Source organism: Bradyrhizobium sp. USDA 3397 (genome assembly GCF_054060965.1).
Genome location: NZ_JBSSDS010000001.1, coordinates 7,925,439 through 7,945,357, shown reverse-complemented (window position 1 = coordinate 7,945,357; position 19,919 = coordinate 7,925,439). Strand labels below are relative to the sequence as shown.

Below are 19,919 nucleotides of genomic sequence, written 5' to 3'. Positions count from 1 at the left end.
CATGGGGGCGATCGCATCCGACGTTAGGGTTGGCGCGGTGCTGCTTCCACGGCGTCATGGCCGGGCTTGTCCCGGCCATCCACGACCTTTGCCGCGCAGAACCAAGAACGTGGATGCCCGGGACGAGCCCGGGCATGACGACCTCGTTTGCAGAAACGTTACGCCGCCGAGGTCAGCCTTTGCAGGAACTGGGTCACTTCGCGGCGGAGCGTCTCGACTTCGCCGTGGACGCGTTCGGAGGCGTGGTTGACGCGGGCAGCGACGCGGCCGGTGTCGGCGGCGGCTTCGCTGATGCCCGTCACGTTGGAGGAGACCTGCGAGGTGCCGGTTGAGGCTTCGTGAACGTTGCGGGCGATCTCGCGCGTCGCCGCCCCCTGCTGCTCGATCGAGGCGGCAATCGAGGCGGAGATGCCGTCGATCTCCGCGATGGTCTGCGCGATCGCCTCGACGGCAGCGACCGAAGTGGTGGTCGATTGCTGCATCTCGCCGACCTTGGCGCTGATCTCTTCGGTCGCCTTGGCGGTCTGGTTGGCGAGGCTCTTGACCTCGGAGGCCACCACCGCGAAGCCGCGGCCGGCGTCGCCCGCGCGGGCCGCCTCGATGGTGGCATTGAGCGCGAGCAGGTTGGTCTGCGAGGCGATCTCGCTGATCAGCTTGACGACATCGCCGATCTGCATCGCGGCGTCCGCAAGGCTCCGGATCTCGCCGCCGGCGCGATTGGCTTCGTTCACCGCCCGCCCCGTGCTCGCGGTCGAGCCGGCCACCTGGCGGTTGATCTCGGCGATCGACGATGCGAGCTGCTCGGCGGCGCTGGCGACAGTGGCGACGTTGCGCGAGGCCTGGTCGGACGCGCTGAGCACGCCGGAGGTTTGCAGGCTGGTCTTCTCCGCCGCCGCCGCCATCTGGCCGGCATCGGATTCGAGATCGGTCGCCGCGCCCATCAGCGTGCCCGCAACCTGGTCGAGATGCGCGCCGAACTGCCTGGCAAGGTCCGCGATCTCGACGACCCTGCGGCCAAGGCTGTCGGTGCCGGAATTGATGACGGTCGCCGAGCGGCGGAACGAGCCGGGCAATCCGCGCCAGGATCTTGCGGAAATACTTGCCGCGGCTGGCATACTCCATCGACGCCGAAGCTTCACGCTGGAACGCATCGGTAATGTCGAGCATGTCGTTGACCGATTTCTGGATGGCGCCGATGCGCCCGGCCTGCCGCTCGCTGAGGATGCGCGCCTCGAGATCGCCGGCCGCCGCCTTGCGACAGACATCGGCGACCTCGTCGACGGAAACCGCCGCGCGGTGCTGGCACCAGACGGCATAGCCGGAGAGCGCGATCGTCGCGCCGAGAGAAGCGGCACTCGTGATACCGGATATGCCGAGCAGCGAGAGAACGAACGCAACGACGGCAAGACCACACGCGAGCGCGGTCGCTCCCTGCGCCTTAGAGAGAGAGCACAAATTCATCGTAACCGACACCCTGTTGCTTGAGCAGCCCGACCATCGTCTCGAAGCTCGCCTGCATGCCCTCCTTGGCATTGGCATGCCGCGCCTCCTCAGTGCACAGCGTCTTGTAGATCGGCTTGATGCGCTCGATCTGCGCGGGATCCGGCTTGCGACGGTTGGAGTGATAGCCGACGATGTTGCCGCGCTCGTCGAATGTCGGCGTGACGTGGGCGAACACCCAATAGTGGCTGCCGTCCTTCGCCAGGTTGACGACGTAGGCGAAGATCTCCTGCTTGGACTGCAGCGTGTCCCACAGCAGCTTGAAGACGGCGCGCGGCATGTCGGGATGGCGGATCAAGCTGTGGGGCGCGCCCATCAGCTCCTTCCACGAGTACTTCGCCATGCGGATGAAGACGTCGTTGGCGTAGGTGATGCGGCCTTTGAGATCGGTCTTCGATACGATCAGCTCCTCCTCACCGAGGAGATTTTCCACCCCAGTGGGACGTATCGCTTGCATCGGTTCGATCCTCAAGTCACGCCGGCCCCACCACGCTGTGAAGCCGCATCACCCTCGTGTCTACGGCAACAATGTTAACCAGGTGTAAGCCGGGAACTTTTTGCAGCCGGCGCCCACCTACGTATCATTACTTAGCGAACGGTCGTTGCATTTCGGATCGCCACACGCGCTCCGATTCCGGTTGCGGTCATCGGCTACCGGCGGCTCTTGATGGGCTGCGCAGCGCTAGCCAAGCGCGACTACATCGTCGCGCCCAGCACCCAGGGCGCGAACTCGGCGCCGCCGAAATCGAAGCTCTCGCTCTTTGTGGGCTGGCCCGAGGCGGTCTTGAGGATGAGTTCGAAGATGCGCCGTCCGCATTGTTCGACGCTCTCCTCGCCTTCGAGGATGGTGCCGCAATTGACGTCCATGTCCTCTTCCATGCGCTTGTACATGGGCGTGTTGGTGGCGAGCTTGATCGACGGCGCCGGCTTGCAGCCGAACACGCTGCCGCGGCCCGTGGTGAAGCAGACGAGGTTGGCGCCGCCGGCGACCTGCCCGGTCGCAGCTACTGGATCGTAGCCGGGCGTGTCCATGAACACGAACCCCTTCTTGGTGACGGGCTCGGCGTAGCGCAGCACCTCGACGAGGTTGGTGGTGCCGGCCTTCGCCATCGCGCCGAGCGACTTCTCCAGAATGGTGGTAAGGCCGCCGGCCTTGTTGCCGGGGCTCGGATTGGCGTTCATCTCGGCGCCTTCGCGCGCGGTGTACTCGTCCCACCAGCGCATCAGGTCGACCAGCTTCTCGCCGACCTCGCGGCTGACGGCGCGGCGTGTCAAGAGATGCTCGGCGCCGTAGGTCTCCGGCGTCTCCGACAGGATCACGGTGCCGCCGTGACGCACGATGAGGTCGCTGGCCGCCCCCAGCGCGGGATTGGCGGAAACGCCGGAATAGCCGTCCGAGCCGCCGCATTGCAGCGCCACGGTGAGCTCGCTCGCCGGCACCGTCTCGCGTTTGACCTTGTCGGCGTCAGTCAGCGCCTCGCGCACGAAGGCGATGCCGGCTTCGACCGTCTTGCGGGTGCCGCCGACCTCCTGGATGTCCATCGCGCGCAGTCGTCCGGCAAGCTTCTGCTCTTCCATGAGGCCGCCGATCTGGTTCACCTCGCAGCCGAGGCCGAGCACGATGACGTGGGAGAAGTTGACGTGCCGCGCATAGCCGCCGAGCGTGCGGCGGAGCAGCGCCAGCGGCTCGTTCTGCGTCATGCCGCAGCCGGTCTTGTGGGTCAGCGCGACGACGCCGTCGACGTTGGGGAAGTCGGCGAGCGGATTGTCGCCGGTGAAGGGATTCTTCTTGAAGACGTCGGCGACGAGGCTCGCGACATGCGCGCTGCAATTCACCGAGGTGAGGATGCCGATATAGTTGCGCGTGGCGACGCGGCCGTCCGGACGGCGGATGCCCTCGAAGGTCGCCGGCAGGTCGAAATTCGGCGTCGGCTTGACGTCGACGCAATAGGCATAGTCCTTGGCGAAATCACCCATGCCGCAATTCTGCACGTGCACGTGCTGGCCCGGCGCGATGGCTTGCGTGGCAAAGCCGATGATCTGGCCGTAGCGCCTGATCGGCTCGCCTTCGGCGATCGGCTTGATCGCGACCTTGTGGCCGGAGGGGATGCGATCGACCGTGGTCACGCCGTCGGCGACCAATGTTCCCGGCGGCAGGCTCGCGCGCGCGATCACCACACCATCATCGGGATGGAGGCGGATGACGGGGCTGATGGTCATGGAAGTCTCCTTCGGAGGCGAGTAGCGAATAGCGAATGGCGAGTGGAAATGGGAGCAGCCCTATTCGCTACTCCCATTCGCCATTCGCGGGTTTTTTACGCCTTGCCGCCCGAATCCTTGCGGGTCGCGTTCACCTGCATCTTGGCGTAGGTGGTCATCAGGCCGACTTCGTTGGACAGCGTCACCAGCTTGAAGCCCATGTTGATCGCGCGCGCCGCGCCTTCGGCGCCGCTGCAATGGATGCCCGGGTTGAGGCCGCGCTTGCCGCATTCCTTGATGATCTTCTCGTAGATCGCGAGGATCTCGGGCTCGCTGCGGTCGAGCTTGGGCTCGAGGCCGTAGGAGAAGCCGAGATCGGACGGGCCGATATAGACGCCGTCGATGCCTTCGACGTCGAGGATCGCTTCCATGTTCTCGACGGCGGTCCGCGTCTCCATCATCGGCAGCAGCACAATCTCGTCGTTGGCCGTCTTCTGATAGGAGCCGGCGGTGCCGTACATGCCGGCGCGGATCGGACCGTTGGAGCGCACGCCCTTGGGCGGATATTTCGAATAGGAGACCAGGTTCCGGGCTTCCTGCGGCGTGTTGACCATCGGGCAGATCACGCCATAGGCGCCGCCATCGAGCACCTTGCCGATGATGCCGGGTTCGTTCCAGGGCACGCGGACCATCGGGGTGATCGGATGCTTGTCCATGGCCTGGAAGCACTGCACCATCGAGAGATAGTCCTGCACGCCGTGCTGCATGTCGACCGTGACGCTGTCGAAGCCGCATTGCGCGACCATCTCGGCCGAGAAGCCGGAGGGAATGGCAAGCCAGGCGTTGACGACCGCCTTGCCCGACTTCCAGATCTCTTTGACTTTGTTCGCCACGTTGCCTTTCCTTCCCTGTTGCTCTCACTCGCCGCGGATCGGTTGGGCCGCACTTTGAGCGAAAAAAAGCGTGAATGTCCATGGCTCTCGCCGCGCACGCACGCATATCTGGTTTCACTCCCCGGCTATTGTCTCGTCCGCGCCGCCGAGCCCGGCAAGGCTCCGTTCGAGCTCGCCGAGCATCTCCTGCAATTCGGCGAGCTTGCGGGCGCCGAAGCGCCGCGTGATCTCGGCATAGATCGCCTCCGACGTCGGCGCGACCGAGGCCATCAGCTTCAGCCCCTCTTTCGAGATCGAGACCATGCTGCGGCGCTGGTCGGCCTTCGCCGTCTTGCGCTCGATCAGGTTGCGCGCCTCGAGGTCGCGCAGGATGCGCGACAGGCTCGGCCCGAGCAGGAACGCGGTGCGCGCGAGTTCCGTGACCTCGACCGCCTCGATCGCCGCCAGCGCGCGCAGGATGCGCCATTGCTGCTCGGTCAGGCCGTGCTCGCGCAGCGAGGGACGAAACTGCCGCATCACCGCTTCCCGGGCTCGCAGCAGCGACATCGGCAGCGAGCGCGAGAAATCGCGCATCGGCACCTGGCGCGCGGCAGGCGGGTGACCGTTGGCGGGATCGGCAGATTTCTTGGTCATGACGCCCCTTCAAGCCGCAAAACGTTTGCAGTGCAGCAAGCCGAATCTGTGTTTGACGCATTCACTTAACATGTTAAGTATCTCCGCGGCACCACGATTTGTAAGATCACAAATGGCGCTTTCCAACGACGATATCCAAGCTTGCGCGAGGCGTCTGCACCAGGCGGAGAAGACGCGCACGCAAATCCGGCAGCTCTCGCACGACTTCCCGGACATCAGCATCTCGGATGCGTATGCGATTCAGAAGGCCTGGGTCGACGTCAAGATCGCCGAGGGGCGCGTGGTCAAAGGCCACAAGATCGGCCTCACTTCGAAAGCGATGCAGAGCGCGCTTGGCATCGACGAGCCGGATTCCGGCGTGCTGCTCGACGACATGTTCTTCGCTGATGGCGGCCTCGTTCCGACCGAGCGCTTCATCGCGACGCGCGTCGAGGCCGAGCTCGCCTTCGTCATGAGCAAGCGCCTTTCAGGGCCCGACTGCACGCTGTTCGACGTGCTCAACGCCACCGACTTCGTGGTGCCGGCGCTGGAGATTTTGGATACGCGGATCGAGCGCGTCGATCCCAAGACCAAGGCGACGCGAAAGATCTTCGACACCATCGCCGACAATGCGGCGAATGCCGGCATCGTGCTCGGCGGGCGGCCGATCCGCCCGCTGGATGCTGACCTGCGCTGGATCGGAGCGCTCTGCTTCAAGAACGGCCAGCTGGAAGAGACCGGCCTTGCCGCCGGCGTGCTCAATCATCCCGCGACTGCCGTCGCCTGGCTCGCCAACAAGATCGCCCCGCTTGGGCTGGCGCTCGAGCCCGGCCAGGTCGTGCTCGCCGGCTCGTTCATCCGTCCGATTGAGACCCGCAAGGGCGACACAATCCAGGCCGATTATGGCGCCTACGGCTCGGTGAGCTGCTACTTCGCCTAGGCGGAAGAAGACAGGGAGTGAAACCGCGATGCCGCATTTCACCATCGAGTATTCGGCCAATCTCGACGGCCGTCTCGACATCGCCGCGGTGTGCGAGGTCGTGCGCAAGGCAGCTAGCGAGACCGGTATCTTCCCGCTCGGCGGCATCCGCGTTCGTGCCATCCGCTGCGAGCACTATGCGATTGCGGACGCGCGGCAGGACTACGGATTCCTGGACATGGTGCTGCGCATCGGCGAGGGCCGCGACCTGCCTACCCGCCAGAAGGCCGGCGAGCACGTCTTCCAGGCGCTCTCAAGACATCTCGATCCCGTCTTCGCCGCCAGCAAGTTCGCCCTGTCGTTCGACATGCAGATCAACGACAAGGACACCAGCTGGAAGCGCAACAACATTCACGACGCCCTGAAAGCGGAGGCCGCTCATGGATAAGCCCACGCCGAAAGCCGATCTGTTCCAGGCCAACCGTGACCGCCTCGCGCCGCTTTTGAAAACTCTGCGCGCGGACGGCATCGGCCACATGATCGACGGCAAGACCGTCGCCTCGATCTCGGGCGAGACGTTCGAGACCAGGTCGCCGGTCGATGGCGCCGTGCTCGCCAGCGTCGCGCGGGGCAATGCCGAGGACATCGACGCGGCAGCGACTGCGGCTGCACTCGCGTTCAAGTCGTGGCGCGACATGGGCCCGCCGATGCGGAAGAAGCTGCTGCATCGGGTGGCCGATGCGATCGAGGACAATGCCGAGGACATCGCGGTGCTCGAATGCATCGATACCGGGCAGGCCTATCGCTTCATGGCAAAGGCCGCGATCCGCGCCGCCGAGAATTTCCGTTTCTTCGCCGACAAATGCAGCGAGGCGCGCGACGGCCTTAACACGCCGAGCGAGGAGCATTGGAACGTCTCGACGCGGGTGCCGATCGGCCCGGTCGGCGTGATCACGCCATGGAATACGCCGTTCATGCTCTCGACCTGGAAGATCGCGCCAGCGCTGGCGGCCGGCTGCACCGTCGTGCACAAGCCGGCCGAATGGTCGCCGGTGACCGCTTCCATTCTGGGAAGGCTCGTGAAGGAAGCCGGCGTCCCCGACGGCGTGCTCAACACCGTGCACGGCTTTGGCGAGGAAGCGGGCAAGGCGCTGACCGAGCATCCCGCCATCAAGGCAATCGGCTTCGTCGGCGAGAGCGCGACCGGCTCGGCCATCATGATGCAGGGCGCGCCGACCTTGAAGCGCGTGCATTTCGAGCTTGGCGGCAAGAACCCGGTGATCGTGTTTGACGACGCCGATCTCGACCGCGCGCTCGATGCCGTCGTGTTCATGATCTACTCGCTCAATGGCGAGCGCTGCACCTCTTCGAGTCGGCTGCTGATCCAGCAGAGCATCGCGAAAGAATTCGTGGAGAAGCTGACCGCGCGGGTGAAGGCGCTCAAGGTGGGCCATCCCCTCGATCCCGCCACCGAGATCGGCCCGCTGATCCACGAGCGGCATCTGGCAAAGGTCTGCTCCTATTTCGACGTGGCGCGCCAGGACGGTGCCACCATTGCGGTCGGCGGCAAGGCCTACGACGGCCCCGGCGGCGGGCATTATGTCGAGCCGACGCTGGTGACCGGTGCGCACGGCAAGATGCGGGTCGCGCAGGAGGAGGTGTTCGGGCCGTTCCTGACCGTACTGCCCTTCCCACACGAGGTGGACGCGATCGAGATCGCCAACGACATCCGTTACGGCCTGACCGGCTATGTCTGGACCAATGACATGGGACGCGCACTGCGTGTTGCCGATGCGCTCGAGGCCGGCATGATCTGGCTGAACTCGGAGAATGTCCGCCATCTGCCGACGCCGTTCGGCGGCATGAAGGCTTCAGGCATCGGCCGCGACGGCGGCGATTATTCGTTCGACTTCTACATGGAAACCAAGCACGTCTCGCTAGCGCGGGGCACGCACAAGATTCAGAAGCTGGGAATTTAGCGGCGGTGTCATTCCGGGGCGGCTCGAAGAGCCTAACCCGGATCCATCGAGCAGCAGAGTTGGTGGATGAATGGATTCCGGGTTCGTGCTTCGTAAGCCCGGAATGACGAAGCCGAGAAGGGGAAACGCACATGCCGGTACCGCAACATGTCTTCGAACCGCCGTTCAACATCATCCGCTCCAGCCACGTCGTGCTCGACGTCACCGACCTGAAGCTGAGCCGCGAGTTCTACGAGACCATTGTCGGCCTGCATGTCGAGGACGCCGACGAAGAGGCCGTCTACCTGCGCGCGGCCGAGGAGCACCAGCATCACTCGCTGGTGCTGCGCAAGGCCGCGGTGCCGGCTTGCGCCCGGCTCGGCTTCAAGGTCGGCAACGACAAAGATCTCGACAAGGCCGCCACGTTCCTGTCCGAGAACGGCCTCGCCTACGCCTTCGTCGACCAGCCGTTCCAGGGCCGCACGCTGCAATTCACCGATCCCTTCGGCTTTAGAATCGAGCTCTACGCGGCGATGGAGCGGCGGCCGCATCTCCTGCGCCGCTACGACCTCTACCGGGGCTGCCACCCGCAGCGGCTGGATCACTTCAACGTCTTCGCGGCCGAAGTGCAGGACACGATGGAATTCTACGCCCGGCTCGGTTTTCGCCTCACCGAATATGCCGAGGAGGACGGGCCGAACGGGCGCATCGCCGCGGCCTGGATGCATCGCAAGGGCAATGTCCACGATTTTGCGATCACCAACGGCAAGGGGCCGCGCCTCCATCACTTCGCCTACTGGACGCCGACGGCGATGAACATCATCCATCTCTGCGACGTCATGGCTTCGCAAGGTTTTGTGAAGAACATCGAGCGCGGGCCGGGACGCCATGGCATCTCGAACGCGTTCTTCCTCTATGTGCGCGATCCCGACGGACACCGCCTCGAGCTCTACACCAGCGACTATTTCACCGGAGATCACGACCACGAGCCGCTGCGCTGGTCGCTGCGCGATCCGCGCCGCCAGACGCTGTGGGGCGCCCCGGCGCCGCGGTCCTGGTTCGAGCAGGGCTCGCCGTTCACGGGCCAAGCCGTGCGCGAGCCGAAATTCGTGGCCGATGTGCTGGTGGCGGACTGATGAAGCTGCCTCGTCTCGCCACCTATTCCGTCAAGGGTGAAACCAAGTACGGCGCCGTTCTGGAAGGCGGCATCGTCGATCTCTCCGCGCGCTATGCCCAGACCTATCCGACGCTGCGCGAGGTGATCGCGTCCGGAAAGCTCGTGAGCCTTGCAGAGGAAGCCGCTGGTCGCACGCCGGTTCACGCACTCAGCGAGATCACCTGGTTGCCGCCGGTCCCGGCACCGGAGAAGATCATCTGCATCGGCGTCAACTATCCTGATCGTAACGCCGAGTACAAGGACGGCCAGGAGGCGCCGAAATATCCCAGCATGTTCATGCGCTCGCCCCGCTCCTTCGTCGGCCACGACACGCCGCTGGTGCGCCCGCGCGCCTCGGCGCAGCTCGACTATGAGGGCGAGATCGTGCTGGTGATCGGCAAGCAAGGCCGGCACATTCCCGAAAGCGCCGCGCTCGATCACATCGCCGCGCTGACGCTCTGCAACGAGGGCTCGGTGCGTGACTGGCTGCGCCACGCCAAGTTCAACGTGACGCAGGGCAAGAACTTCGATTCCAGCGGCAGCCTCGGCCCGTGGCTGGTGCCCTACACGCGGGAATCGCAGATCGCGGACGTCAGGCTCACCACGCATGTCAACGGCGAGCTCAGGCAGGACGATCGCACCAGCCGGCTGATGTTTCCGTTCCGCTATCTCCTGAACTATATCTCGACCTTCGCAACCCTGGTCCCCGGCGATATCATCGTCACGGGCACGCCGACCGGCGCCGGTGCGCGGTTCGATCCGCCGCGCTATCTGAAGCCTGGCGATGTCGTCGAGGTCGAGGCCGAGGGGATCGGGCGCTTGCGCAACGGCGTGATCGACGAAGCCTGAACAACAAGCGAAATGGAATAACCAAATGACCAGCCTCTCCGGCGGCGAAGCGATCGTAAGCGGGCTTGTCGCCCACGGCGTCGACACCGTGTTCGGCCTGCCCGGCGCGCAGGTCTACGGCCTGTTCGACGCGTTCCACCAGGCCCAGCTCAAGGTGATCGGCGCGCGGCACGAGCAGGCCTGCGGCTACATGGCATTCGGCTATGCGCGCTCCAGCGGCCGGCCCGGCGTGTTCAGCGTGGTACCCGGCCCGGGCGTGCTCAATGCCAGCGCCGCGCTGCTCACCGCGTTCGGCTGCAACGAGCCGGTGCTGTGCGTCACCGGCCAGGTGCCGACTTCGTTCCTGGGCAAGGGTCGCGGCCATCTGCATGAGATGCCGGACCAACTCGCGACCTTGCGCACCTATGTGAAATGGGCCGAGCGCATCGAATATCCCGGCGATGCGCCGACGATCGTCGCGCGCGCTTTCCAGGAGATGATGTCGGGACGGCGCGGCCCCGCGTCGGTCGAGATGCCCTGGGACGTCTTCACCCAGCGTGCCGACGCGGCGCCTGCGAAGGTGCTGGAGCCTCTGCCGGCGCCGCAGCCTGATCCTGATATGATCAAGCAGGCCGCCGCGCTCATCAGGACCAGCAAGGCGCCGATGATCTTCGTCGGCAGCGGCGCGATCGAAGCGGGTGAGGAAATCCTCGAGCTCGCCGAGATGATCGATGCGCCCGTGGTCGCCTTCCGCAGCGGCCGCGGCATCGTCTCCAATGCGCACGAGCTCGGGCTCACTATGGCCGCGGCCTACAGGCTGTGGCCGAATACCGATCTCATGATCGGCATCGGCACACGGCTTGAGCTGCCGACCATGTCGCGCTGGCCGTATCGGCCCACTGGCCTGAAGAGCATCCGCATCGACATCGATCCGGTCGAGATGCGGCGGTTCTCGTCGGACACCGCGATCGTCGCCGATGCCAAGACCGCGACCCGCGATCTCGCCGCCGCCGTTCGCAGGGCCGGCTACAGCAAGACTTCCGGACGGCGCGGCACGATCCGCGAGGCCACCGCGGCCGCGCAAGCCGAGATCCAGCGGGTTCAGCCGCAGATGGCCTATCTCAACATCCTGCGCGAGGTACTGCCGGCAGATGCGATCGTCACCGACGAACTGTCGCAGGTCGGCTTCGCCTCCTGGTACGGCTTTCCAATCTACCAGCCGCGCACCTTCATCACCTCGGGCTACCAGGGCACGCTCGGCTCGGGTTTCCCGACCGCGCTCGGCGCCAAGGTCGCCAATCCCGACAAGCCGGTCGTCGCCATCACCGGGGACGGCGGCTTCATGTTCGGCGTGCAGGAGCTTGCCACCGCCGTGCAGTTCAACATCGGCGTGGTGACGCTGGTGTTCAACAACAACGCCTACGGCAATGTCCGCCGCGACCAACGCCAGCATTTCGATGGCCGAGTGGTGGCGTCCGACCTCGTCAATCCGGATTTCGTCAAGCTCGCGGAATCCTTTGGCGTGACTGCTGCGCGCGTCACCGCGCCGGAGCAATTCAAGGCGGCGATGGAGAAGGCGCTCGGCCACGGCGGGCCGGTGCTGATTTCCGTCGAGGTGCCCCGGGATTCCGAAGTCAGCCCGTGGGCCTTCATTCACCCGCCGAAGCCTTGAGGCGAAATGGCTTTAGGTTGAATCGATTGTCGCGGCTTGTTCACCTCTCCCGCTTGCGGGAGAGGTCGCGCCGAAGGCGCGGGTGAGGGCTTTCTCCTCTTGGGGATTGTCCCATTGCGGAAGCACCCTCTCCCCAACCCTCTCCCGCAAGCGGGAGAGGGAGCGTACCTCCGTCGTTGCGCGATCAAGCCTAATTCATCGCGCTTTAGACGCGCCCTGCAGCCGCGCGGCTGCAATCACCAGCAGACCGGCGCCCGCGACCGACCAGCAGGCGACCGGCGCCCAGTGCAGCAGCGGCGCGTATTCCGGCATCTTCTGCAGGCCGCCGGCAACCGCGGCCATCCGCGCGAAGGTGCCGAGGGCGAGCGCGGAGAAGACGAGGCCCGTGACCTTGCCTTCCGCGCCGGTCGAGCCGATCGCGAGCGCAGCCGAGACCGCGCTCATCAGCATGCAGCCCCAGGCAGCTCCGGCGAGAAATTGCGCGGCGATCAGCGTGTTGAGATTGCCGGCGAATTCGGCCGCCGCAATCGCCACCGCACCGAACAGGCCGGCGGCGCCCATCACGACGAGGCCGCCGCGATGCTTGACGATCAGGCTTGCCGGAAACATCGCGATGTTGAAGCCGATCCAAAACACCGGCATCAGCCATTGCAGGTCGCCGGGAGCTGCAAAGCGCAGATAGAACGGCGCGCTGTTCATGGCAAAGTGCAGCTGGTAGCCGAGTGCGAGCGTGATCATCGCGACGATGAAGGCGATTGGGACGAGACCGAGCGGCTTTGCCGCTTCGTCCGGTGTGGGCGGCACGGTCTCGCGCGCCACGTCATGCTCGATCCTGGATAGCCCGAGCGCGGTCAGAAGCAGCACCACGCTGGAGATCACGAACGGCAACCGCGCATCGTGCTCGCGCAGCACCACGCCGAGATAGGGGGAGACCGCGCCGGCGATGCCGTAGCCGAGCATGGCGAGCGCTGCGAGGAACGGCACCTGCGGCTTGGCGCGGTATTTGCCGAGCAAGGTCAGCGGCGGCGCGCGCAGCGCCGAGGAGGTGATCGACCAGATCACGATCAGCGCGATGAACCAGCCCTGCGCCGCCGCGCCGGCTCCGGCAACGAAGGGCAGCGCGACGAAGGCGCCGCAGGAGATCGCGGTCACGAGGGCGACGAACAGGCCGAGCCTGCCGACATGGGGCGCGAGCTTGTCGGCGGCTACTCCCATCGCGGTATCGGCAATGGTGAAGATCGCCTGATCCAGCATCAGGATGAGGATCACGGTGGACGGCGCGATGCCGACATCGGCGGCGAGCTTTGGCAGGTAGACGACGTAGGTGGTCCAGCCCAGCGTGAACACCAATTGCAGCACCCCGAGATACAGCCCCGTGCGGTTCGCCGTGCCCGTGCCGGCCGAGCTCTGTGTGGTCGTCATGTCGCCGCCTCCCCGCCCCAAGCTTAGACGAGCGAGGGCTGCGAGGAAACGCGTCAGCGCGTCCTGCGGAAGGTCAGGTTGATCCGCTTCCGGCCGAGCAGCGGATGCTCGCCGTCGGCGAGCGGCGCCACGCCGTGATAGGCGAGCCTGCTGGCCCCGCCCCAGACCACGACGTCGCCATGGACGAGCCGGAAGCGGCGCGGCTTGTCATTGCGCGCGAGGCCGCCGAACAGGAAGGTCGCGGGCAGCCCGAGCGAGACCGAGACGATCGGCGCGGAATAGTCCAGCTCGTCCTTGTCCTGATGCAGCGACAGCCTCGTGCCCGGCTCGTAGCGGTTGACGAGGCAGGCATCGGGGGCAAAGCCTTCAAAGCCGCCCTGCTCCGCGGCGCGGCGGGCGAGATCGGCGAACAGCGGCGGCATCGCCGGCCATGGCGCACCGGTGCGCGGATCGATGGGATCGTAGCGATAGCCGGTGTGATCGGTGATCCAGCCCCGCTCGCCGCAATTGGTCATCGCCACCGACATCAGGTGGCCGCCCGGCGTCGTCATCCGCCGGAACGGCGACTGCGCCACGATGGCGCGGACCGCGTCGATCAGCCCGCTCTCGATCGGCTTGACGAAGCCGCGCAGCAGCACGGCACCGTCGGCGATCTTTTCGCGCGATGGCTGCGCCTCGGCGAGGCTGTCGAACAGATCACCCGTCAATCGCAGCGCTCATTTGGCATCGTGGAAGATCACACCCAGCGTGTGGCGCCGGCCGGATCTGATCCGGCTGACGCCGTGGCGCAGATTAACGCGGTAGGTGCCGCGTGTCCCCTGCACCGGACGATGATGCACAGCGAAGGCGACCGCATCGCCCTGTGCCAGCGGCACCACCTCGGCCCGCGACTGCATGCGCGGACGCTGCTCGGTCAGCACGAACTCGCCGCCGCTGAAATCGCGTCCGGGGTCGGACAGCAGGATCGCGACCTGGAGCGGGAACACGTGCTCGCCATAGAGGTCCTGGTGCAGGCAATTGTAGTCGCCAGCCTCATATTGCAGCAGCAGGGGCGTCGGCCGCGTCTGCCCGGCGTCGTGGCAGCGCTTCAGGAACGCCGCATGTGTGCCGGGATAGCGGATGTCGATCCCCATCGCCTCATTCCAGCGATTGGCGACGGCTTGCAGGTGCGCGTAGAGCGCGGGGCGGAGCTGCGCGATCAGTTCGGGCAACGGATAGGCGAAGTACTTGTACTCGCCGCGGCCAAAGCCGTGGCGGCCCATCACGATGCGGCTGCGGAAGTGCGCATCGTCCGGGTAGAGCGCGGCAATGGCGCCGCATTGGGCAGGCGTCAGCAGGTTCTTCAGCACGGCGCAGCCTTGGGAGTCGAGCTCGGCGGTGATTTGGGGCCAGTCGAGGGCGTCGACGTGGCCGGCGAGGTCGGCTGTTTCATCGAGAGCGGAAACGAGTTTCGCGATGGCCATGGCGATGATCCTATCCATCCGTCATTCCGGGGCGCGATGCAGTCGCGAGCCCGGAATCCATAACCACGATCGGGAGTATGGATTCCGGGCTCGCGCCCAAGTGGGCGCGCCCCGGAATGACGGGAGCGGGTGTCGCAGATCCCGGGCGCCACAACCACCCGATTTCCGATGATCGTCTCCCCGTCATTGCGAGGAGCCCTTGCGACGAAGCAATCCAGACTGGTTCCGCGGAGAGAGCCTGGATTGCTTCGCTTCGCTCGCAATGACGCGGAGAGGGATCAGCCCCTCACCGGCAGTTTCGTAGGGTGGGCAAAGGCGCTCTTGCGCCGTGCCCACGTCTTGGCAATACGTGGGCACGCTTCGCTTTGCCCACCCTACGGGGCCGTCGCTTGTGGAGCGAGTTACCCCCGCACCGGCAGCGTCACCACGTCGTAGCCGTGCCGGATCGTCCGCTTCAGCACGGGATCTTCCAGCTCGAAATCGAACCGATCTGCGGGGCGGATGCCGCCCTTGGCGGCGAAGGTGCCGCCGAACATGGCGCAGCCGTCGGGGAACTTGCTACCGTCAAAGCCGCGCGCGATGAGGTCGGCGACCGGCAGCATCGCGTCCAGCGTGCCCTCTTGGTAGAGCACGCGCTCGCCCTTGATGGTGGCGTAGGAGCGCAGGATCATCTTGTCCCAATGGCCGATGACGTCCTCGAGCTGCCACAGCGCCGAGGCGATCGGCTTGTCGCACATCTGCTTGGAGACCGTGACGCTGTAGGCCTCGACCTTGCGGTCGGTGTGATCCGAGCCGCAGCCGACGAAGATGCGGCCCTGCCAGCCGATCAGCACGAACTCGACCTCGCCGCTAGAATCGCCGCCGGTGCATTCGATGCTGTCCTCCTGGGTCAGCCGCCGCGCCGAGGCGCGGTAGTAGATCGGCGTCGAGGCCGGGCGGGCGATGCCCATCTCCTCCAGCTCGGCGATGTGCTTGTCGCGCGCGACCGTGTCGCGGCCGGTCCAGCCGGCGATGACCAGCTGGTCGATCGCCAGCGTTAGGGGCGTGGTGGTGTCCTGGGCATCGACGGTGAAAGTGAGATCAAACACGAATGACGGCCTCCATGCCGGCAGCAAGCTCGAAGATACGGCGGTCCGAGCCGCCTGCGCCCGCCAGCATCAGGCCGACGGGAATGTCGCCCTCGCGATGACAGGGCAGCGAGATGGCGCAACCGTCGATCAGGTTGATCAGGCTGCAATTGCGCAAGGCGCGGATGTTCTCGCGGGTGAACGCCTGATCGTCGGCGAGGTCGGCGATCTTCGGCGGTGTGTTGGGCGTGGTCGGCAGCACCAGCGCATCATAGGGCGCGATGCGCGCATTGACGCGCGCGATCAGCGAGCGGCGTTCGTTGAGCAGGTCGATGTAGTCGGCCGCGCTCTGCGCCTCGCCGCGCATGATGCGCACCGCGACCCTGGGATCGTAGACGTCGCCCTTGGCCGTGATGAGATAGCGGTGCCAGGCATAGCTCTCGGAGGCCGCAAAACCGCCCTTGGCGTTCATCGGGCCGACGTCATGGAACTCCGCCATCTCGATACGCTCGACGATGGCGCCGTGATCGGACAGCGTCTTCAGCGCGCGCTCGAAGGTCTTGGCCACCTCGGCGTCGAGGTCATCGAGCGCGATCGTGGTGGGCACCGCAAGGCGCATGCCCTGGATCGGCCGCGGCCTCAAGGCGACGATCGGCTCATTGGCGAGCACGGCATCGAGTATGGCACAGCAGCTGACCGATCGTGCGAGCGGTCCGATGCTGTCGAGCGAGAATGAAAGCGGCACCGAGCCGTCGAGCGGCACGCGGCGCTGCGTCGGCTTGTAGCCGACGATGCTGTTGAAGGCGGCCGGAATCCGGCAGGAGCCGCCGGTGTCGGTGCCGAGCGCGCCATGCGCCATGCCGTCGAGCACGGACACCGCCGCGCCGGCGGACGAGCCGCCGGGCACGTGGCCTTCGGACCGGTTCCAAGCTCCCTTCGGCGTGCCATAATGCGGATTGATGCCGATGCCGGAATACGCGAACTCGGTCATGTTGGTGCGACCGATCACGACGAAGCCGGCCTTTCGCAGCCGCGCCACCGTCGCGGCATCGTGCTCGGCCGGGGCTGAGTCATCCAGCGCGCGCGAGCCGGCGCGCGTCACCTGGCCCTTGATGTCGAACAGATCCTTGATCGAGATCGGGATGCCGGCATAGCGCGACGGCGCCGCCTTGGCCTTGCGCAAGGCATCCATCGCATCGGCGGCGGCGAGCGCGGCGTCCTTGTCGACATGGATGAAGGCGCGCTGGCCCTCGCCCGCGGGGTCGGCGATCCTGGCGAGGCAGGCCTCGACCAATTTGCGGGAGGTGGTGCGGCCGCTTTCGAGATCTTCGGCGAGCTGCGCCAGTGTCGGAAAATCGGGCATGTCTGTCTCACGGAATATTTCGCGCGCAATCTATAGCGCTGGCTCAGCTCGACACAAGCATTGTGCGCATGATGGCATGCATGCGCATTGCTGGACCGTTGACGCGCCATGGTCGATTGTCGCATCAAGTTCGAAACCGGCGGGCGCGAGGCCTGTCGCTCGGGAGTCTCTTGGGAGGAGCCGCCAACATGGCCGAACCGCAGCGCGCGCGACCGAAACCGACGCCGGAGACCCAGCACTTCTGGGACGGCACCAAGGCCGGCGAATTGCGCCTGCAGCGCTGCGATGCCTGTGCCCATGTCTACTTCCCGCCGCGCCCGTTCTGCCCCTCCTGCGCCTCGCGCAAGGTCAGCATCTTCAAAGCGAGCGGCAAGGGCATTCTCTACAGCTACGTGATCAACCATCGTCCGGCCGCGCCGGGCTTCACGCCGCCTTACGCCATCGCGGTGGTCGAGCTCGACGAGGGCCCGCGGATGATGAGCAACATCATCGACTGCCCGCAGACCCCCGAGGCGCTCGAACTCGACATGAAGCTCGAGGTCGCCTTCCAGGAGCTCGACGACAAGATCACCCTCCCCGTCTTCCGCCCGGCGAAGGGGTAAGGCCATGCGCAAGAACCAGGTTGCCGTCGTCGGCGCGGCCGAGACCACAGAGCTCGGTGTCATTCCCAACGCCTCGCAGCTCCAGCTGCATGCGGATGCCGCGCTCAACGCCATCGCCGATGCCGGGCTGAAGCTGTCCGACATCGACGGCTTCGCCACCGCGGTCGAAACGCCGCAGCAGGTCTGCCACTATCTCGGCATCAAGCCGACCTGGGTGGACGGCACCTCGGTCGGCGGCTGCTCCTTCATGCTGCATGTCCGCCACGCCGCGGCGGCGATCGAGGCGGGTCTGTGCAAGACGGTGCTGATCACCCACGCCGAGAGCGGCAAGTCGATGATCGGCAAACTGCCGCGCTCGACGCCGGCCGACAGCCTCAACGGCCAGTTCGAGGCTCCTTTCGGCGTCTATGGCCCGCCCAGCATGTTCCCGATTCCCGTGCTGCGTTTCATGAAGACCTACGGCATCACTCACGAGCAGCTGGCTTCGGTCGCGGTGGTGCAACGTGAGTGGGCGGCGAAGAATCCGCGCGCGATGATGAAGGAGCCGATCACGGTCGCCGACGTCCTCAACTCGCGCATGATCGCCTATCCGTTCCGGCTTCTGCAGTGCTGCCTCGTCACTGACGGCGGCGGCGCGCTGATCCTGACCTCGGCCGACCGCGCCAGGGATTTTCCGCGCAAGCCGGTCTACATCATGGGCACCGGCGAGAGCGTCGAGACGCCGATGGTCAGCCAGATGGAGACGTTCAACTCCTCGCGTGCCTTCAAGACCGCGGGGCCGCTCGCCTTCAAGGAGGCCGGCATCGCACACGGGGATGTCGACCATCTCATGATCTACGATGCGTTCGCGCATCTGCCGCTGTTCGGCCTCGGCGATCTCGGCTTCATGCCCTATGAGGAGACCGGCCAATTCATCGCCGACGGCAACACGCGGCCTGGGGCCAAGCTGCCGCTCAACACCAATGGCGGCGGCCTGTCCTACATGCACTCGGGCATGTACGGCATGTACGCGCTGCAGGAGAGCGTGCGCCAGATGCGCGGCATCGCGCCGGCACAGGTGCCGAACGCGAAGATTTCGGTGTGCCACGGTGTCGGCGGCATGTTCGCCGCGAGTGGCACGATCGTGTTCACGAACGAGAGGTAACCCGCTGCTCGCCTCTCCCTCTCCCCGTTCTTGCGGGGAGAGGGCTGGGGTGAGGGGCCTCTCTCCACGGATGAGATGGCCGCGAGACCTGTACCCCCTCACCCGGATCGCATCTTCGATGCGCTCCGACCTCTCCCCGCAAGCGGGGCGAGGTAAGAAACGCCGGAACGCATAGCGGAGAACCCACATGAGCAAATCACTGCAAGACAAGGTCATCATCGTCACCGGCGCAGGCCGCGGTATCGGGCGCGAGATTGCGCTTCTGTGCGCGGCCGAGGGCGCCAAGGTCGTCGTCAACGATCCCGGCGGAGCCGCCGACGGCGCTGGTGCGAACGCGGCGCCCGCCGAGGAGGTGGTCGAGGAGATCAAGAAGCGCGGCGGCACGGCCGTCGCCAATTTCGAAAGCGTCGCGGAAGCTATTCCCGCCAGCAAGATCGTGAAGACCGCAACCGATCATTTCGGCCGGCTCGACGGCGTCGTCAACAATGCCGGCATCCTGCGCGACATGATCTTCCACAAGATGAGCGTGGAAGCGTTCGAGGCCGTCATCAAGGTGCATCTGATGGGCTCGTTCTACGTCAGCCACGCCGCAGCGCGCATCTTCCGCGAGCAGGAGTCGGGCTCGTTCGTGCACTTCACCTCGACCTCCGGCCTGATCGGCAACTTCGGCCAAGCCAATTACGCGGCGGCCAAGCTCGGCATCGTCGGACTGTCGAAGTCGATCGCGCTCGACATGGGGCGCTTCAACGTCCGCTCCAACTGCGTCTCGCCGTTCGCCTGGACCCGCATGATCGGCACCATCCCGACCGAGACCGACGCCGAGAAGGCGCGCGTCGAGAAGATCAAGCAGATGGGCCCGGAGAAGATCGCGCCGCTCTGCGGCTACCTGCTCGGCGATTCCGCCAAGGACGTTACCGGCCAGATCTTTGGCGTGCGCATGAATGAGATCTTCCTGTTCAGCCAGAACCGTCCGATCCGCTCGGTGCAGCGGAGCGAAGGCTGGACGCCGCAGTCGATCGCCGAACACGGCATGCCGGCGCTGAAGGGCTCGTTCTACAAGCTCGACCGCTCCGCCGACATCTTCACCTGGGACCCGGTGTAAGGTAGCGCGAATCGGGAGT

18 protein-coding genes and 1 pseudogene are annotated in these 19,919 nt (G+C 65.7%); 9 read left to right on the top strand and 10 right to left on the bottom strand.

Annotated features, from left to right (window positions below; all coding sequences use genetic code 11):
• Positions 1–158: 158 nt before the first annotated feature.
• The 5 genes and pseudogenes from ACVWYQ_RS36945 to hpaR all read right to left on the bottom strand — a co-directional run bounded on the left by ACVWYQ_RS36945 (position 159) and on the right by hpaR (position 5,225).
• Positions 159–1,461 (bottom strand): annotated as a pseudogene (locus tag ACVWYQ_RS36945) (methyl-accepting chemotaxis protein).
• Positions 1,439–1,957, bottom strand: coding sequence for a PAS domain-containing protein (locus tag ACVWYQ_RS36940; RefSeq protein WP_404542502.1), 519 nt, complete (start codon positions 1,955–1,957; stop codon positions 1,439–1,441). The pseudogene ACVWYQ_RS36945 and the gene ACVWYQ_RS36940 overlap by 23 nt, the downstream one beginning before the upstream one ends.
• A 239-nt stretch (positions 1,958–2,196) precedes the next feature.
• Positions 2,197–3,720: a UxaA family hydrolase gene (locus ACVWYQ_RS36935; protein ID WP_404542505.1), complete on the bottom strand. Its 1,524-nt coding sequence runs from the start codon at positions 3,718–3,720 to the stop codon at positions 2,197–2,199.
• A gap of 95 nt (positions 3,721–3,815) precedes the next feature.
• Complete coding sequence (locus tag ACVWYQ_RS36930) at positions 3,816–4,592, bottom strand: HpcH/HpaI aldolase family protein (RefSeq protein ID WP_035709283.1); 777 nt, start codon at positions 4,590–4,592, stop codon at positions 3,816–3,818.
• Positions 4,593–4,706: 114 nt separating this feature from the next.
• Positions 4,707–5,225 (bottom strand): homoprotocatechuate degradation operon regulator HpaR, encoded by a 519-nt coding sequence (hpaR, locus tag ACVWYQ_RS36925; RefSeq protein WP_225149904.1) that lies wholly within the window; start codon positions 5,223–5,225, stop codon positions 4,707–4,709.
• Positions 5,226–5,337: 112 nt separating this feature from the next.
• Between hpaR and hpaH the strand changes: the two genes are divergently transcribed.
• From hpaH to ACVWYQ_RS36895, 6 genes are all read left to right on the top strand, one after another.
• Positions 5,338–6,144 carry a 2-oxo-hept-4-ene-1,7-dioate hydratase gene (gene hpaH, locus ACVWYQ_RS36920; protein ID WP_271545308.1) on the top strand — a complete coding sequence of 269 codons (807 nt, stop codon included), beginning with the start codon at positions 5,338–5,340 and terminating at the stop codon, positions 6,142–6,144.
• Between the two features lie 28 nt (positions 6,145–6,172).
• Positions 6,173–6,571, top strand: a complete 399-nt coding sequence (locus ACVWYQ_RS36915; RefSeq protein ID WP_404542509.1) for a 5-carboxymethyl-2-hydroxymuconate Delta-isomerase — start codon at positions 6,173–6,175, stop codon at positions 6,569–6,571.
• Positions 6,564–8,102: a 5-carboxymethyl-2-hydroxymuconate semialdehyde dehydrogenase gene (gene hpaE, locus ACVWYQ_RS36910; RefSeq protein WP_456727070.1), complete on the top strand. Its 1,539-nt coding sequence runs from the start codon at positions 6,564–6,566 to the stop codon at positions 8,100–8,102. Before ACVWYQ_RS36915 ends, hpaE begins: the two co-directional genes overlap by 8 nt.
• A gap of 131 nt (positions 8,103–8,233) precedes the next feature.
• Positions 8,234–9,217, top strand: a complete 984-nt coding sequence (gene hpaD, locus ACVWYQ_RS36905) for a 3,4-dihydroxyphenylacetate 2,3-dioxygenase (RefSeq protein ID WP_157281281.1) — start codon at positions 8,234–8,236, stop codon at positions 9,215–9,217.
• Positions 9,217–10,086 (top strand): fumarylacetoacetate hydrolase family protein, encoded by an 870-nt coding sequence (locus ACVWYQ_RS36900; protein WP_157281278.1) that lies wholly within the window; start codon positions 9,217–9,219, stop codon positions 10,084–10,086. Before hpaD ends, ACVWYQ_RS36900 begins: the two co-directional genes overlap by 1 nt.
• Positions 10,087–10,111: 25 nt before the next feature.
• On the top strand, positions 10,112–11,737 hold the full coding sequence (locus tag ACVWYQ_RS36895; protein ID WP_271545311.1) for a thiamine pyrophosphate-dependent enzyme: 1,626 nt from the start codon (positions 10,112–10,114) through the stop codon (positions 11,735–11,737).
• Positions 11,738–11,932: 195 nt separating this feature from the next.
• Here the strand turns inward: ACVWYQ_RS36895 and ACVWYQ_RS36890 are convergent, their stop codons facing one another.
• The 5 genes from ACVWYQ_RS36890 to ACVWYQ_RS36870 form a co-directional block, all read right to left on the bottom strand.
• Positions 11,933–13,159 carry an MFS transporter gene (locus ACVWYQ_RS36890; RefSeq protein ID WP_404652617.1) on the bottom strand — a complete coding sequence of 409 codons (1,227 nt, stop codon included), beginning with the start codon at positions 13,157–13,159 and terminating at the stop codon, positions 11,933–11,935.
• A 53-nt stretch (positions 13,160–13,212) separates the two neighbouring features.
• The gene (gene alkB / locus ACVWYQ_RS36885; RefSeq protein ID WP_404542515.1) at positions 13,213–13,866 is read right to left on the bottom strand and encodes a DNA oxidative demethylase AlkB; all 654 of its coding nucleotides are present in this window, start codon (positions 13,864–13,866) and stop codon (positions 13,213–13,215) included.
• Positions 13,867–13,875: 9 nt separating this feature from the next.
• Positions 13,876–14,622, bottom strand: a complete 747-nt coding sequence (locus ACVWYQ_RS36880; protein ID WP_404542517.1) for a 2OG-Fe(II) oxygenase — start codon at positions 14,620–14,622, stop codon at positions 13,876–13,878.
• Positions 14,623–15,023: 401 nt separating this feature from the next.
• Entirely contained in the window at positions 15,024–15,710 is a 687-nt protein-coding gene (locus tag ACVWYQ_RS36875; RefSeq protein ID WP_404542519.1) for a DUF2848 domain-containing protein, read from the bottom strand.
• Positions 15,703–17,052 carry an amidase gene (locus tag ACVWYQ_RS36870; RefSeq protein ID WP_456727069.1) on the bottom strand — a complete coding sequence of 450 codons (1,350 nt, stop codon included), beginning with the start codon at positions 17,050–17,052 and terminating at the stop codon, positions 15,703–15,705. The genes ACVWYQ_RS36875 and ACVWYQ_RS36870 overlap by 8 nt, the downstream gene beginning before the upstream one ends.
• Positions 17,053–17,240: 188 nt before the next feature.
• On the opposite strand from ACVWYQ_RS36870, the gene ACVWYQ_RS36865 reads away from it, so the two are divergent.
• The 3 genes from ACVWYQ_RS36865 (at position 17,241) to ACVWYQ_RS36855 (ending at position 19,900) form a co-directional block, all read left to right on the top strand.
• Positions 17,241–17,654, top strand: a complete 414-nt coding sequence (locus ACVWYQ_RS36865) for a Zn-ribbon domain-containing OB-fold protein (RefSeq protein ID WP_275496592.1) — start codon at positions 17,241–17,243, stop codon at positions 17,652–17,654.
• Positions 17,655–17,658: 4 nt separating this feature from the next.
• Entirely contained in the window at positions 17,659–18,798 is a 1,140-nt protein-coding gene (locus tag ACVWYQ_RS36860) for a thiolase C-terminal domain-containing protein (protein WP_275496593.1), read from the top strand.
• Positions 18,799–18,985: 187 nt separating this feature from the next.
• Entirely contained in the window at positions 18,986–19,900 is a 915-nt protein-coding gene (locus ACVWYQ_RS36855) for an SDR family NAD(P)-dependent oxidoreductase (protein WP_109144458.1), read from the top strand.
• Positions 19,901–19,919: the final 19 nt, after the last annotated feature.